Here is a 14,504-nt window from a genome sequence, read left to right as displayed (position 1 = left end):
TCGGCGTTGCGACGCAATCGGATTGGCGCGGTAATGCGTGCTGCAAACCGGCCCGGTCATCCAGACGACAGTGTGGCCGCGGACGTCTGCCGCCGGCAGTCTGCCGCTTCAAGGCGGTCATAGATGCGCTGGGTGTCGGCGGCGATCCGGTCCCACGAGTAGCGGGCCCGCGCGCGGTCGCGTCCTGCGGCGCCGAGGCTCTGCCGGAGGAACTGATCGCGCAGCAGGTGAATGATTGCGTCAGCCACCTCGGCCGTACTCTTCGGCTTCACCAGCCGTCCGGTCACGTCGTGCACGACGGTGTCGAGCATTCCGCCCACACCCGAGGCCACCACCGGGACACCGCACGCCATGGCTTCGAGCGCCACGATGCCCGACGGCTCGTACCACGGTGTGCAGGCCACCACGTCAGCGGATCGCAGGATCGCGGGCATGCCTTCGCGCGCGACCGAGCCGTACATCAGCACCCGGTCGCCGACGCCGAGATCACGAGCCAGCTTTCGCAACCGGCGCACCTCGGTATCGGCGGGGAGCTGCGACGCCTCGGGGCCACCGACGATGACGAGTTCAGTGTCGGGCAAGGCGGGCAGCGCCCGCAGGACGACATCGAATCCCTTGCCAGGCAGTGAATTTCCGACACTGACGATGCGGTGTCGCCCGCCGCGCGGTGCCGTGGGGCCATCTGGAGTGAACATATCCAGGTCGACGCCGCAGGGAACGACGGATATTCGATTGCGCGACCGACCCATCCGCATCAGCTCGAACACCTCGTCGGTACAGGTGGCGACGACCCATGTCGCGGACCGCGCGACCATGGCCTCGATCCGATGGCGGTCGGACGAGCTGGTGTCGGACGTGTCCTGGTGACGGCGCACGACCGCCTCCATCGCGTCGAATGTCTGCACCGCGGGCAGATCGAGGTGACGGGCCGCCAGCTGAGTGGCGATGCCCGACCTCCAGGAATGTGCATGCACGACGTCGGGCCGGTTGACGGTCCACTGGTCGTCGAGGAACTGGGCGAACGGGCCCATGTGGCCCAGCAATTCGTCGTCCGGGATCGATTTCGCCGGTCCCGCAGGCACATGCACGACGCTGTAGCCCTGCGGAGTGTCCACCCGCTCAGGCAGGTCCGGGTCGTCGCGCCGGGTGTAGACGGTCACCAGATGGCCGCGCCGGGCCAGCGCCGCCGAGATCTCGGCGACCTGCACCTTCTGCCCCCCGGCGGCGACGCCGCCAAGCGCGGCCAGCGGACTGGCGTGCTCGGAAACCATGGCGATCTTCATCATCGGCGTCCCCCTCTCACAACGTCATTCGCCGAGTTCTCGATGACGCCGCCTCACTCATCGAGGAGTGCCCCCGGGCGGCACGCGAGATCTCCAATACACGCGCCAACTACCCGAGCCCAAATTCCGCAAAACGGTGGAACGCCCGAGTTTTCGCATAGTGGCCACAGCTCATTCGCATTCCGGCTCGAAGCGCCGCGGCGGCGGTTTCCGACGACTGCACCCCGGGTACCCGCACCGCCATGCGCGACAGCGAGCAGCTCCCCGACGAGGTCCCGGTCGCCGACGCCGTCGAGCAGAGTCAAGACACCAGCGTGCCCGACGACGAGGCGGCCGCCCAGCGGCCGCAAACGCCGCCGCTGGAGGCTGCGCCGGCAGATTGGCAGGAACAGCTGGAGACGGTGGATCTCGACCCCGAGGAACGCAGGGACCACGACTGATCGGCGCAGCCGTTTAGCCCGTCCGGCGTTCGGGAACACCGTGATTGCGTGGGGAAACCCTCGTGTGGCCCAAATATGGGCCTGTGATTGATCCACGCGACAAGCGGAAGGGTGAGCATGACCGAGAAGAACAGTGGGCCCGAAGAAGGCATCAAGGGCGTCGTCGAGGACGTCAAGGGCAAGGCGAAGGAAACAGTCGGCACTGTGACCGGCCGTGACGACATGGTCCGCGAGGGCAAGGCCCAGCAGGACAAGGCCGACGCCCAGCAGAACGCTGCTCAGAAGGAAGCTGAAGCCGAGGCAGCGCGCGGTGGCGCTAAGGCCGCCGAAGAGCGCCAGAAGTCCGAGCAGTAGATCTTCAATGAAAAGGCCCAGCCCGGACCATCCGGCTGGGCCTTTTTCATGTCCTTTTCGCCTACCCGGCTAAGAGCTGGGCTTTTGACGTTCGGCCTCGGGATGCTCTGCGTGCCAACGATCTTCCATCTTGCGAACGCGAAGGTGTTCGATTCCCAGCCACGCCACACCGACCACCAGCAACACCGCTGATGCGCTGCCGAGGCCAACCCCGACATCGTGGTGTCCTGCGCCGTGAGCGGCCAGCGCCGAGACGAACGCCACCAGCGCCAAACCGACCACGATGAGTGCGGGCAGGTTCTTGGTGTCCTTCATCGTCTCGCCGGCGTGCGGCCTCGTCGTCCTCGAGTGATCGACGGGATCTTTCGGGCTCTTCATCGGTACTCCTCCCTCGGCATACCTTCACCCGCGTGAATGGGCTGATTCCCACGGTAGGACTACCCGACGCCGCCGTCGAGAAAACGACATCACTGGTAGGGCGGGTATTGCGCGTCTCTGAGCGCACCGGCGAGAAAGGCGGCGTTGCGGGCCGCGGCCGCGGTGGCCGACGCCACCTCCTCGGGTACCTCGTCGAGTTCCTTGAAGTCGGTCGAACCCATCGCGTGGTCATTCCAGTAGGTGCAGCCCTGCGCCGAGATCGTGTAGCCGATGTCGTTGAGCCCCTGGAAGCAGTCGGCAACGACCTTGTGCGCCCCATCTTCGTTGCCGACGACTGCGACCACCGCAACCTTGCCGACCATGGCGGGCCGCCCCGCATCGTCGGTGTTCGATAACTCGGCATCCATTCGCTCCAGCACGCGCTGCGTGACGCTGGAGGGATGCCCGAGCCAGATCGGGGTGGCCAGTACCAGAATGTCGGCGTTCAACAGCTTCTGCCGGATGCTCGGCCACTCATCGCCGTCGCCCATGTCCGCCTCGACGCCAGGGGCAATCGCGTAGTCGACACAACGCACGGCTTCGGTCAGCACCCCGGCCTTGCGCAACTGTTCACAGACCTGTTCGGCGAGCAGCTCGCTGCTCGACGGAGTCGGGCTCTTCTTCAAGCTGCACACCAGGGCCAGCGCGGACAGCGGTCGATCCGCAGTCACCAGCCGAAGACCGCGGGTCCGGCGAGCTCAGGCATGCTCATCATCACAATCAGCAGCATCAGCGTCATCAGCAGCCAGCCCGCGCCTTGCCAGACCCACCAGGTCTCGTTGCGGCGCCACGTCTGGTACGTCCGAACGAACGCGCGCAGCCCGCCGGCGAGCAGGATGGCCGGGGCGCCCACCGCGAGCAGAGTGCGCTGCGGCGCACCGCAGGCAGCTGTGTCGGCGACGGAGCCGCTGCACGTGCTGACCCATACCGCGGCGACCACGAGGAACGCGATGCCGGCCGCGGCGACGCCGACGCCGAAGCGCACCGCGTCCCGCACTCCCGCGTCATCCTGCTGCGCATTGCCTCGCAGATCGCCTGGCGTCCGATACACGTGCACCCACTCCGATTGCTGGCCGAAGGCCCCCGTTATGACGAGGCCCAGAATTCCCGCGACGTCGAACGAATAAACGTCCGGGTGAGGACGTCACATTCGGGTCAGGACTGCACTCTGAGATGCGCGGAGAGCAGGAGCCGGTCATACGCGGTGCGCGGTGGCGGCGTCCCGTCGTGCTCGAGGTCGAGGAAGTCCTTCGTGATTTGCTCGGCGAGAACCCGCAGCTCGGTGTTGGTCTCCTGGGATCGCCACTTGAGTAGCTCGAACGCCGCGTCGGCGCTGATTCCGTAGACGAGCATCAGCATGCCCTTGGTCTGCTCGATGGCGCCCCGCGCCTCGGCGATCTCCGCGACCGCTTCGGTCACGATGTCTTCGCGGCGTTCCTTCATCGACGGCGTGACGTCGACGTAGAAGCCATGCGTGCCGATCACCTTGCCCGAGCCGCTCTCGTAGAGCTGGTCGCCCACGACCACGACGTGGCGGATGTTGCCGTGGGTGTCGATGATGCGGTGGCGCGTGGAGAAGGCCGCCGAGGTGCGGCGGATTTCGTTGAGCGTGGCGGCCACCTGGCCGTAGTCGTCGGGATGTTTGTGCGAGAGCACAAGATCGGTGGTCGGCTGAACAGTCCCTGGCTGATAGCCGTGCATACGTTCGACTTGTGGCGACCACTCCCAGCGCTCGTCGGCGAAGTAGAACCGGAACCAGCCGACGCGCTGCGGGTCGCCCCCGGCGAGGGCCCGCTCGACGGACGTTTGCCCGCCGGGTTCCGACGCCTCATCCGTCATGTCTGAACATTAGCCCGCGCGACGGCGCAGGATGCTGAGGCCGCGCTGGGAGAACTTCAGATGGACAGCCGGCCCGCCAGCGCGTGTCGCGGTTATTCGTCGGTGCCCGATCCTACGATTCGCGGCGTGAACATCGGCCCGAAGACGTACGCGTGCGTCGCGGTCGCCGCGGGCGCGACCGCCTGGGCGGCCGGGACGACGCCGGTGTGGGGTGTGGTGATCGGAGCGCTCGCGCCGGTAATCCTTGCCGCGACTCCGCGCTTCTTCTTCGGCGCAGTGTCAGGGGTGCGCACCGCCCACCCGCGTGAGGACCCGATCGCACAGATGTCGGGTATCGAGTTCGAGGACTACGTCGCGCGTGTGGCCCGGTCGTGCGGGGCTCCGGTCATCATGACGTCGATCACCGGCGACTGGGGCGTCGACATCATCGTCGGCAGACGACCGAATCGCCTCGCCATTCAGTGCAAACGGCAGTCCCGGCCGGTCGGCGCCGGCGCCGTCCAGGAGGTGGTGGCCGGTGCGCCAATGCAGGACTGCACCGCCACCATGGTCGTGACGAACCACGAATTCACCCCGGCCGCACGCAAACTCGCCGAGTTGCACGGCTGCGAGCTGGTCGGTCGCGACGAGCTCGTGCGGCTGCGCTCAACGATCCGGCGCCTCACCCGGCCGGTCGCCGACGTCTAGCGAAGCGCTTCGCGAACCGCGTTGATGGCGGTGTCGATCTCGTCGCGCGACACCGTCAACGCGGGCCGGAACCGCACACTGTCGGGCCCGCTGGCCAGCATGATGACTCGGCGCTCCCAGAGCCGCTCAATCAAGTGGTCACGCTGCTCGGCGGTGGGCAGGCTGAACGCGCACATCAGCCCACGACCGCGAACGTCGAGGACCACGCCGGGGAACTCTTCGGCGAGTTCGGCGAGCCGGTCGAGCAGATAGCGCCCCGCCTGAGCCGCACGGACGATCAGCCCGTCGGCCTCGATAACCTCGAGGATGCGCCGTGACCGCACCATGTCGGCGAGATTGCCGCCCCACGTGGAGTTGATGCGCGAGCCGACCGTGAAGACGTTGTCGCTGACCTCGTCGACCCGCCGGCCCGCCATGAGACCGCACACCTGTGTCTTTTTACCGAACGCGACCACGTCGGGCTCGACACCCAATTGCTGGTAAGCCCAGGCGGTCCCGGTCATCCCGCAACCCGTCTGCACCTCGTCGAAGATCAGCAGCGCGTCGAACTCGTCGCACAGCGTGCGCATCGCCGCGAAGAACGACGGCCGGATGTGCCGGTCGCCGCCTTCGCCCAGGATCGGTTCGGCGATGAAGCAGGCGATGTCGTGCGGGTGCGCCTCGAACGCCGCCCGCGCCTGCGCCAACGACTCGGCTTCGAGGGCATCCATGTCGATGACATCGGGCCGCACATACGGCGCGTCGATACGGGGCCAGTCGAACTTCGGGAAACGCGCGACCTTGTTCGGGTCGGTGTTGGTCAGCGACAGGGTATAGCCGCTGCGGCCATGGAAAGCGCCGCGCAGGTGCAGCACCTTGGTGCCCAGTTCGGCGCTCCTTCCGTGTGCCTCGTTGTGCCGGCTCTTCCAGTCGAAAGCGACCTTGAGCGCGTTCTCGACGGCCAGCGCTCCCCCGTCCACGAAGAACAGGTGCGGCAGCGCAGGATCGCCGAGCACCCGGGCGAAGGTGTCGACGAAGCGCGCCATCGGCACGCTGTACACATCGGAGTTGCTTGGCTTGTTCACCGCGGCGCGCGCGAGTTCGGCGCGGAACTCGTCGTCGGCCAGCGCAGGATGATTCATGCCCAGTGCCGAGGACGCGAAGAACGTGAACATGTCCAGGTATCGCTCGCCGGTGCGGGCGTCGACGAGGTAGGAGCCTGCGGACTGCTCGAGATCGAGGACCATGTCCAAGCCGTCGGCCAGGATGCTGCGGGTCAGGACGTCTCGGACGTCGGCAGGGCCGATCCCTACAGGTGTCAGCACAGCGGTCATGCGCCGATCGTAGCGCATATTTTACGGTGTTATCGCCGTAGGGCCGGATATATTCCTGTACGCGGGATCGGTTTGCATATTGAAGCGCGCGGTAATTCCCCCTCATGGCCTTGCTCCGAACTCCGCGTCTGCCCCTGCCCGGACTCGGACTGGCCATCGCGCCGCTGCGGTTGGCCGCGGCCGGAACGCGGATGGCCCTGGGAGCCTCGGGAACACTGGCCGCATTGGCCGTCGAGGCAGTCGGTGGTCCGCCGGCACGGCGCTACAGCGCCAATTCCGACCGACTCTGGGTCGAGGTTCGCGGCCTCGGCGGTGACAACGGTTCGGCCGTCGGACGCGAGGTGCTCAAGGCGGTCAAAGCCACGGCGGGCGTGAAGAGTGCGGTGCTGAACCGCTCCGTCGCCCGACTGGTCGTCACGGTCGACGCCGACGGTCCCGCTGCCGAGGCGCTGTGCGGCGTGGTCGCCGACGCCGAACGCGCCGCGCGCGCGGTGAAGCAGCCCGCACTCAACCTCCCAGGCGACGACGCGCTGCTGGTCGCGCGCACCGCGGGCGCCGCGGTGGCCGCCGCCGGCCTCGGTCTCTCGGTGGCCGGCAGCGTCCTTCGGCTGCGCGGGTTGCCTGAGGCCTTCTCGGCGATTCCGACGCTGTCCGACCACGTGCCGCGGCTACGCAGGCAAATCGAACAAGGTCTCGGCTCCGACGGCGCCGACCTGTTGTTCGCGGTGGTGAACTCGACCGCCGCGGCGCTGACGGTGTCGCCGGTATCCGCCGCGTTCGAGACCGCCAACCGGACGATGCTGGCGGCCGAGGCGTGGAACGGCCGAATGTCCTGGCGCAGACACGAACCCGAACTCGCCGAGCACGCCGCCAGCGACCACGAAACCGACTTCAACCGGTCACCGTCGGAGGGCCCCGCCGATCGCTACGCGGATCGCGCGGGACTGGCCGGTCTCGGCGCTGCCGCGGTGCTCGGCGCCCTGACGGGCAGTGTCGGCACTGCGGCATCCGCGGCGGTGGTCACCGTTCCCAAACCCGTGCGCGCCACGCGCGAAGCCTTCGCCTGCGCCCTGGGCCGCGGCCTGGCCAACCGGCACGACGTGCTGATCATGCGGCCGAGGGCGCTGCGCATCCTGGACCGGGTCGACACCGTCGTGGTCGACCCGCGTGCGCTCTACACCGACGACCTGATGGTCGGCCGTGTCCGCGGGTTGACCAATTCACACCGGGCCAAGGCCTGGGAGGCGGCGCGCACGGCGCTCGCCGACGGAAAGCTCGGCCCCGGCTGGCATCGGCTTGCCGACATCCCAGGCGCGAACGGCAAAGGAGACGCGCTGGTGAGCCCGGTGCGCGACCCGTTCGCGGCGGCGGTGCTCGCCGAGGCGCGTAGGACGCGGCCGACGCTGGTCTCAGTGCGCGATGACGGATTACGTTCGCTGGCACAGGGTTTCGATCGTCTGCACCCGCTTGGCGACTCGTTGAACGACTCGCTGGCCGATGCCGTCGCCGCGGCCAAGGCCGACGGCAAGACCGTGCTGCTGCTCACGGTGCCCGACATGGCGATTCCGCAGGCCGCCGACGTGACGATCGGATTGCGTCGCGATGACCAGCCGCCGCCCTGGGGCGCCGACCTGTTCGTCAACGACCTCCTCGCCGTGTGGCGGATCCTGCACGCGCTGCCCGCCGCGCGCGACGCCAGCGCGAAGGGCGTGCAGCTGTCGATGTCGAGTACCGCGCTGGGCTCGCTGATGTTGATTCCCAGCGTCGTCGGCAGCGGACCGATACCCGTGCACGCCGGGGCCGTCGCGGGCCTGCTCTCCGGATATGGGTCGGGCAACCGGGTGTTCGGCGATCCGGTGCCCAGCCCCGAACCCGGCCACGACTGGCACGCTCTACCCGTCGACGAGGTGCGCCGCCTGCTGCCGGAGCAGCCGCGGGAGGCCGACGAGCCGTCCCGGTCGGTGTTCGATGCCGTGCCCGCGGCCCGGTCGGTGCTCGACGCCGTCGGCGGATCGTTCGGCTACGCGCGCGATTTCGTCGGCGAGATCCGCGCCAACCTGGCCGATCCGCTCACCCCGATACTGGCGACCGGCGCCATCGCCAGCGCGATGCTCGGCTCGCCGTTCGACGCCGCACTGGTCGGCAGTGTGCTGTTGGGCAACGCGGCGCTGTCCGCCGAACAACAACTGCATGCCGAGCGTGTGCTGCGACGACTGCTCGCCGTGCAGGAGCCGCCCGCGCGACGACTGCTCGCCGTGCAGGAGCCGCCCGCGCGGCGACGCGCGGGCGCCGCCGACGCGAACCTCGTAGAGGAGTTGCCCGCGCGAAAGTTGCGGCCCGGCGACGTGATCGAGGTGCGGTCGGGCGAAGTCGTGCCCGCCGACGCCCGGCTCATCGACGTCGACAGCGTGGAGGTCGACGAGTCGTCCCTGACCGGCGAGTCGCTGCCGGTGGTCAAGACCGCCGATGCCACGCCGGGCGCGCCGCTGGCCGAACGCGCGTGCATGATCTACGGGGGCTCGACGCTTGTGGCCGGGACCGCGGTCGGGGTCGTCACCGCGGTCGGGGCGAGTTCGGAGATGCGACGGGCGATGGCGATGGCGCCGGCGAAGTCACGCGAGATCGGCCTGCAGTCGCAATTGCGCCGCATCACGTCGCGGGCGCTGCCGTGGACCCTGGGCGGCGGCGCGGTGGTCGGCGTGCTGAGTTTCCTGCGCCGCACTCCGCTGCGCGACTCGGTGGCCAGCGCGGTCGGTGTCATCGTCGCTGCGGTGCCCGAGGGTCTCCCGCTGGTGGCGACGCTCGCGCAGTTGGCGGCCGCTCGCAAGCTCAGCGGCGAGTCGGTGTTGATCCGCAATCCGCACGCCGTCGAGGCGCTGGCCCGCGTTCGGGTCGTGTGTTTCGACAAAACCGGCACCCTGAGCCAGAACCGGTTGCAGGTCAAGGCGCTTCGGGCGCTCGACGGGTTCGACTCCGACGAGGTACTGCGCACGGCCGCAGACACTGTCGTCGTCAAGAACGGCCAGCGCCCCGACCACGCGACCGACGAAGCGATCCTGCGGGCCGCCGAACACAGCGGCGCCCGCACCACCGCACAACCCGACGCGGTGCTGCCGTTCCAGTCCGACCGCCCGTTCGCGGCGGCGCTTTTCGGGAACCGGCTTCAGATCAAGGGGGCACCCGAGAAGATCACCGCAGCGCTGGGCGAGGTGAATGGGCAGCTGGCCGAGGCGCTCGACGAACTGGCCGCCGAGGGGCTGCGCGTGCTGGCCGTCGCGGAGTGCCGCCTCACCGACGAGGACGCCAAGGCCGCCGCGGCCGATCCCGAGCGGCTGGAAACGCTGTGCACGGCGAACCTGCGTCCCGTCGGGGTGGTCGGACTCGCCGATACGCTGCGGCCCGCCGCAGGCGATCTGCTCAAAGAACTCGACAACCGCGGGATCGGTGTGCGGCTGATCACCGGCGACCACCCGGTCACCGCCTCGGTGGTGGCCGGCGATCTGGGGCTGCACGTCCGGTCGGACGATGTCGTCACCGGCGACGAATGGGAGACGATGTCGGCCGACGAGCGTGCCGATGCGGTGCGCACGCACGCGGTGTTCGCCCGGATGACGCCCGAACACAAGGTCGACGTCGTGCAGACGCTGGAACGCATCGACATGGTGACGGCGATGGTTGGCGACGGCGCCAACGACGCGGCGGCGATCCGGGCCGCCAGCGTCGGGATCGGGGTGGCCTCCGAGGGCAGTGACCCCGCCCGCACCGCGGCCGACGTGATGTTGCTCGACGGGCGCATCGACGCCTTGATCGACGCGATCGACGAGGGCAACCAACTGTGGCGCAGGGTGCAGTCGGCGGTCTCGGTGCTGCTGGGCGGCAACACCGGCGAGGTCTGTTTCGCATTGATCAGCAGCCTGCTGACCGGCAACTCGGTGCTCAACGCGCGGCAGATGCTTCTGGTCAACATGCTGACCGACGCGCTGCCCGCGGCCGCGCTGGCAGTCAGTCCGCAGTCGGCAACCGGACGCGCCGACCGCGACGAGTCGGTGATGTGGCGGGCCATCGCGGTGCGCGGGGCGGCCACCACCGGCGGGGCAACCGCGGCGTGGTTGATGGCTCGGGTTACCGGAAGCCGGCGGCGGGCCGCGACGGCGGCCCTCATCGGTCTGGTGTCGACCCAGATCCTGCAGACGTTGATCGACTCGCACGGTCCACTGGTGGTGGCGACCAACGTCGGGACATTCGCGGTGATGATCGGCATCGTCAGCACGCCGGGGGTCAGTCAGCTGTTCGGCTGCACGCCCGTCGGGCCGATCGCGTGGAGTCAGGCGTTCGGAGCCGCGGTCGCGGCGACGATGATCTCGGCGCTCGCGTCGCGCGTGCTGGCGGCGCGCATCGGCACGACCGCGTCGGGCGAGGAGTCAGTCGTCTTCGATGACGACGACGCCGGCGCGCACCAGAACGGCGTAGATGTCACAGAGCGGCGGGGTGAGGACACGGACCGCGCCACCGAGCAACGCGTCTTGCCCAAGAGCGCTGAAAAGGTTCCCCATGACTTCGCAAGGTAAGGCCCACGAACGCCGAAACGGTGAGGGACACGCGACCGGTGAGACAACGAAAGGTGACGGCCAGGTGTCGTCGCACCGCGACACCGCCCGTCGGGTGCGCGATGCCGACCACTTCGCGCTGAGGCTGCCCGTCCTCGGCCGCGTCCCGTTTCCGCGTCCAGACCAGCTCGCGTTCTACGGAGCGCTGGCCGCGCTGGTGGCCATCGAGCTGGTGGACTGGCCGGTAGCGGTGGCGATCGGCGCGGGCCACGCCCTGATCAGCGGTCGTGAGCACAAAAATGACGGCGAAACCACTACTGGACCGGAATAATTACGGTACGAATTGCCTCCCGTCGTAAAACGTCTGTAAGATGACGGTGCTTCGCGTACGGACATTCGCTGCGGTCCTGATCTGCTGCAGCAGGTCCTCCAGGGCCCGCGCCGACCCGACACGCACCAGGAGCACGTAGCTCTCCTCGCCTGCCACCGAATAGCAGGACTCGATGGCGGCTATGTGCTCCAGCCGAGCAGGCGCATCATCGGGTTGAGACGGATCGAGAGGGGTGATGGCGACGAACGCCGACAACTGGTGCCCGACCGCCTCGGGGTCCAGCCGCGCGTGGTACCCGATCACCACGCCACGCGCCTCCAGCCTTCGCACCCGGGACTGCACCGCCGACACCGACAGGCCTGCGCTGGCGGCTAGATGCGCGAGCGTTGCCCGGCCGTCGGCCACCAGTTCACGGGCCAGTATTCGATCGATCTCGTCGAGATGGGCCTGCGAGTCTTCGGCGTCACCCATGGCGGCACTGTATCCGAGCCGGTGGCGGTCATGAGCCGGCGTCTCGAAACCTGGCAGCTGCGCGCGAGTTTCGCCGCCGCGCTGTCGCGTATGTACGCCGCCGAAGTGCCTGCCTACACCACGCTGGTCGAGGTCTCCGCCGAGGTGAACCGTGACTACGCCGCCCACTCACCCGATGCCGAACGGCTGGGCTCGCTTGCGCGGGTGACTGCGGAGCGCCACGGTGCCATCCGGGTCGGAAGTGCGCGCGAACTCGCACAAGTCGCCGATCTGTTCGCCGCATTCGGCATGTACCCCGTCGGGTTCTACGATCTGCGCGAAGCAGCCTCACCGGTCCCAGTCGTTTCGACTGCGTTCCGGCCAGTCGATTCAGAAGAACTGGCCCGCAACCCCTTCCGGGTGTTCACCTCGATGCTGGCCACCGCCGACGCCCGGTTCTTCGCCCCTGCCCTTCGCGACCGGGTTGAGCGGTTCGTCGCCGAGCGGCAACTGTTCGACCCCGCGCTGATCGCCGAGGCCCGCCGCATCGCCGCCGACGGCGGCGCGGCTCCCGAGCGCGCCGAGCGTTTCGTCGCGGCCGCGGCGTCGGCGTTCGCCCTGTCGCGTGAACCGATCGACCGCGGCTGGTACGAGGAGTTGACCAGGGTCTCGGCGGTGGCCGCAGACATCGCGGGCGTGACGAGCACCCACATCAACCATCTGACCCCGCGGGTGCTCGACATCGACGACCTGTACCGGCGCATGACCGAGCGCGGCGTCATGATGATCGACGCGATCCAGGGACCGCCGCGCTGGCCGGGACCGGAGGTGTTGTTGCGGCAGACGTCGTTTCGGGCACTTGCCGAGCCGCGCCGCTTCCGCGACGGCGATGGCGCCGTCTCCGAGGGCACCCTGCGGGTGCGCTTCGGCGAAGTGGAGGCACGAGGCGTAGCCCTCACCCCGAAGGGCCGTGAGCGCTATGACGCCGCGATGGCTGAAATGCCCGCCGGGGCGGCGTCGGCGGAGGTGTGGGCAAAGCACTTCCCGGCGACGGACGAAGAGATGGCCTCGGCGGCGCTGGCCTATTACCGGGGTGGGGATTGCACGAAACCCGTTGTTTACGAGGATTTCCTGCCTGCATCAGCAGCCGGGATCTTCCGCTCCAACCTCGACACCGACACGCACGCCGCCGCGGTGCGCGACGACTCGCACTACAGCCTGGACTGGATGGCCGGGCAGATCCACCACCACATCCACAACCCTTACGAGCTCTACGAGAAAGCCGCGTCATGACCACCATTACGACCACATCCCTTCCGGCGGCCGAGCAGTTGCGCGACCGGGTCCGCGCCGCGTTGCGGGCAGTCGGCGCGACGACGGCACTCACCCCACCCGGTGATCCCGGGCTGGTAGCCAGCACCCCGATCACCGGGGAGACGTTGTTCAGCGTTCCCGAAACCACCGCAGAGCAGGCCGATGCGGCCATCGCCGAAGCGGCGCAGGCGTTTACGACGTGGCGGACCACGCCGCCGCCGGTCCGCGGTGCGCTCGTCGCCCGCCTCGGCGAATTGCTGGTAGCGCACAAGTCCGAGCTGGCCGAGCTGGTCACCATCGAGGCGGGCAAGATCACCTCGGAGGCCCTCGGCGAGGTGCAGGAGATGATCGACATCTGCCAGTTCGCCGTCGGGCTGTCGCGTCAGCTGTACGGCAAAACCATCGCCTCCGAACGACCCGGCCACCGGCTGATGGAGACCTGGCACCCGCTCGGCGTTGTCGGTGTGATCACAGCGTTCAACTTCCCGGTCGCGGTGTGGTCGTGGAACACCGCGATCGCGCTGGTGTGCGGCGACACGGTGGTGTGGAAACCCTCGGAGCTCACGCCGCTGACCGCACTGGCGTGTCAGGCGCTGATCGAGCGGGCCGCCGACGATGTCGGAGCACCGCGCGGGGTGAGCCGGCTGGTGCTCGGCAGCCGGGACGTCGGCGAGCGCCTCGTCGACGATCCCCGGGTGGCGCTGCTGTCGGCTACCGGCTCGGTGCGCATGGGTCAGCAGGTGGGTCCGCGGGTGGCACAGCGCTTCGGGAAGGCACTCCTCGAGTTGGGCGGCAATAACGCCGCGATCGTGACCCCGTCGGCCGATCTCGACCTCGCGGTGCGCGGCATCGTTTTCTCGGCCGCGGGTACCGCGGGTCAGCGCTGCACCACGCTGCGCAGGCTGATCGTGCACCGCTCGATCGCTGACGAGCTGGTGGGCAGAATCGTCGACGCCTACCGCCAGCTGCCCGTCGGCGATCCCGCCGCAGCCGACACCCTTGTCGGGCCGCTGATTCACGAGACCGCGTACCGGGACATGGTTCGCGCTCTGGACACGGCGCGCACGGACGGCGGAGAAGTCTTCGGAGGCGAGCGCAGAATCTTCGATGGTGAAGCGGGTGACACGTCGTATTACGTTGCGCCCGCGGTGGTTCGGATGCCCGCGCAGACCGACGTGGTGCACGCTGAGACGTTCGCGCCGATTCTCTATGTGCTGACCTATGACGAGCTCGATGAGGCAATCGCGTTGAACAACGCGGTGCCGCAAGGTCTTTCGTCGTCGATCTTCACTCTCGACATGCGTGAGGCCGAGCGGTTCATGTCCGCCGAGGGCTCGGACTGCGGCATCGCCAATGTCAACATCGGGACCTCGGGTGCCGAGATCGGTGGGGCGTTCGGCGGTGAAAAGCAGACCGGTGGCGGCCGCGAGTCCGGATCGGACGCCTGGAAGGCCTACATGCGCCGGGCCACCAACACCGTCAACTATTCATCGGAGTTGCCACTGGCTCAGGGCGTGCATTTCGGCTGA

General features: G+C 68.5%; 14 protein-coding genes. 7 read left to right on the top strand and 7 right to left on the bottom strand.

Going from position 1 to position 14,504, the window contains the following annotated elements; translation table 11 throughout:
- Positions 1 to 56: 56 nt before the first annotated feature.
- Positions 57 to 1,283 carry a glycosyltransferase gene (locus tag N4S67_RS20860; RefSeq protein ID WP_260995277.1) on the bottom strand — a complete coding sequence of 409 codons (1,227 nt, stop codon included), beginning with the start codon at positions 1,281 to 1,283 and terminating at the stop codon, positions 57 to 59.
- 242 nt (positions 1,284 to 1,525) lie between these two features.
- Between N4S67_RS20860 and N4S67_RS20855 the strand changes: the two genes are divergently transcribed.
- A complete protein-coding gene (locus tag N4S67_RS20855; RefSeq protein WP_260994928.1) occupies positions 1,526 to 1,723 on the top strand; it encodes a hypothetical protein in 198 nt (65 codons plus the stop codon).
- Between the two features lie 117 nt (positions 1,724 to 1,840).
- Positions 1,841 to 2,077 (top strand): microaggregate-binding protein 1, encoded by a 237-nt coding sequence (gene mbp1, locus N4S67_RS20850; protein WP_260994927.1) that lies wholly within the window; start codon positions 1,841 to 1,843, stop codon positions 2,075 to 2,077.
- Between the two features lie 69 nt (positions 2,078 to 2,146).
- Here the strand turns inward: mbp1 and usfY are convergent, their stop codons facing one another.
- From usfY to N4S67_RS20830, 4 genes are all read right to left on the bottom strand, one after another.
- Complete coding sequence (gene usfY, locus N4S67_RS20845) at positions 2,147 to 2,455, bottom strand: protein UsfY (RefSeq protein WP_260994926.1); 309 nt, start codon at positions 2,453 to 2,455, stop codon at positions 2,147 to 2,149.
- An 89-nt stretch (positions 2,456 to 2,544) separates the two neighbouring features.
- Positions 2,545 to 3,165 carry a flavodoxin family protein gene (locus N4S67_RS20840; protein ID WP_260994925.1) on the bottom strand — a complete coding sequence of 207 codons (621 nt, stop codon included), beginning with the start codon at positions 3,163 to 3,165 and terminating at the stop codon, positions 2,545 to 2,547.
- Complete coding sequence (locus tag N4S67_RS20835) at positions 3,162 to 3,545, bottom strand: hypothetical protein (RefSeq protein WP_260994924.1); 384 nt, start codon at positions 3,543 to 3,545, stop codon at positions 3,162 to 3,164. Before N4S67_RS20835 ends, N4S67_RS20840 begins: the two co-directional genes overlap by 4 nt.
- A 104-nt stretch (positions 3,546 to 3,649) precedes the next feature.
- Complete coding sequence (locus N4S67_RS20830; RefSeq protein ID WP_260994923.1) at positions 3,650 to 4,333, bottom strand: PAS and ANTAR domain-containing protein; 684 nt, start codon at positions 4,331 to 4,333, stop codon at positions 3,650 to 3,652.
- A gap of 126 nt (positions 4,334 to 4,459) precedes the next feature.
- On the opposite strand from N4S67_RS20830, the gene N4S67_RS20825 reads away from it, so the two are divergent.
- Positions 4,460 to 5,020, top strand: coding sequence for a restriction endonuclease (locus tag N4S67_RS20825; protein WP_260994922.1), 561 nt, complete (start codon positions 4,460 to 4,462; stop codon positions 5,018 to 5,020).
- Here the strand turns inward: N4S67_RS20825 and lat are convergent.
- Positions 5,017 to 6,333, bottom strand: coding sequence for an L-lysine 6-transaminase (gene lat, locus N4S67_RS20820; protein ID WP_260994921.1), 1,317 nt, complete (start codon positions 6,331 to 6,333; stop codon positions 5,017 to 5,019). The two genes, N4S67_RS20825 and lat, sit on opposite strands and share 4 nt — an antisense overlap.
- A 104-nt stretch (positions 6,334 to 6,437) precedes the next feature.
- Between lat and N4S67_RS20815 the strand changes: the two genes are divergently transcribed.
- Complete coding sequence (locus tag N4S67_RS20815; protein ID WP_260994920.1) at positions 6,438 to 10,901, top strand: cation-translocating P-type ATPase; 4,464 nt, start codon at positions 6,438 to 6,440, stop codon at positions 10,899 to 10,901.
- Complete coding sequence (locus N4S67_RS20810; RefSeq protein ID WP_260994919.1) at positions 10,885 to 11,211, top strand: hypothetical protein; 327 nt, start codon at positions 10,885 to 10,887, stop codon at positions 11,209 to 11,211. The genes N4S67_RS20815 and N4S67_RS20810 overlap by 17 nt, the downstream gene beginning before the upstream one ends.
- Here the strand turns inward: N4S67_RS20810 and N4S67_RS20805 are convergent, their stop codons facing one another.
- Entirely contained in the window at positions 11,212 to 11,682 is a 471-nt protein-coding gene (locus N4S67_RS20805) for an Lrp/AsnC family transcriptional regulator (protein ID WP_260994918.1), read from the bottom strand. It abuts the gene before it with no gap.
- A 30-nt stretch (positions 11,683 to 11,712) separates the two neighbouring features.
- On the opposite strand from N4S67_RS20805, the gene hglS reads away from it, so the two are divergent.
- Both hglS and amaB read left to right on the top strand, forming a co-directional pair.
- Entirely contained in the window at positions 11,713 to 12,954 is a 1,242-nt protein-coding gene (gene hglS / locus N4S67_RS20800; RefSeq protein WP_260994917.1) for a 2-oxoadipate dioxygenase/decarboxylase, read from the top strand.
- Positions 12,951 to 14,504: an L-piperidine-6-carboxylate dehydrogenase gene (amaB, locus tag N4S67_RS20795; protein ID WP_260994916.1), complete on the top strand. Its 1,554-nt coding sequence runs from the start codon at positions 12,951 to 12,953 to the stop codon at positions 14,502 to 14,504. Before hglS ends, amaB begins: the two co-directional genes overlap by 4 nt.

This window comes from Mycobacterium deserti, assembly GCF_025345615.1.
Lineage (GTDB): Bacteria > Actinomycetota > Actinomycetes > Mycobacteriales > Mycobacteriaceae > Mycobacterium > Mycobacterium deserti.
The sequence above is the reverse complement of the archived record's forward strand: the minus strand, read 5'-3'. Positions and strand labels throughout refer to the sequence as shown.

Coding starts and splice junctions, on each gene's coding strand:
- N4S67_RS20860 (WP_260995277.1), bottom strand. CDS start 1,283: ATGAAGATCGCCATGGTTTCCGAGCACGCCAGTCCGCTGGCCGCGCTT.
- N4S67_RS20855 (WP_260994928.1), top strand. CDS start 1,526: ATGCGCGACAGCGAGCAGCTCCCCGACGAGGTCCCGGTCGCCGACGCC.
- mbp1 (WP_260994927.1), top strand. CDS start 1,841: ATGACCGAGAAGAACAGTGGGCCCGAAGAAGGCATCAAGGGCGTCGTC.
- usfY (WP_260994926.1), bottom strand. CDS start 2,455: ATGAAGAGCCCGAAAGATCCCGTCGATCACTCGAGGACGACGAGGCCG.
- N4S67_RS20830 (WP_260994923.1), bottom strand. CDS start 4,333: ATGACGGATGAGGCGTCGGAACCCGGCGGGCAAACGTCCGTCGAGCGG.
- lat (WP_260994921.1), bottom strand. CDS start 6,333: ATGACCGCTGTGCTGACACCTGTAGGGATCGGCCCTGCCGACGTCCGA.
- N4S67_RS20815 (WP_260994920.1), top strand. CDS start 6,438: ATGGCCTTGCTCCGAACTCCGCGTCTGCCCCTGCCCGGACTCGGACTG.
- N4S67_RS20810 (WP_260994919.1), top strand. CDS start 10,885: ATGACTTCGCAAGGTAAGGCCCACGAACGCCGAAACGGTGAGGGACAC.
- N4S67_RS20805 (WP_260994918.1), bottom strand. CDS start 11,682: ATGGGTGACGCCGAAGACTCGCAGGCCCATCTCGACGAGATCGATCGA.
- hglS (WP_260994917.1), top strand. CDS start 11,713: ATGAGCCGGCGTCTCGAAACCTGGCAGCTGCGCGCGAGTTTCGCCGCC.
- amaB (WP_260994916.1), top strand. CDS start 12,951: ATGACCACCATTACGACCACATCCCTTCCGGCGGCCGAGCAGTTGCGC.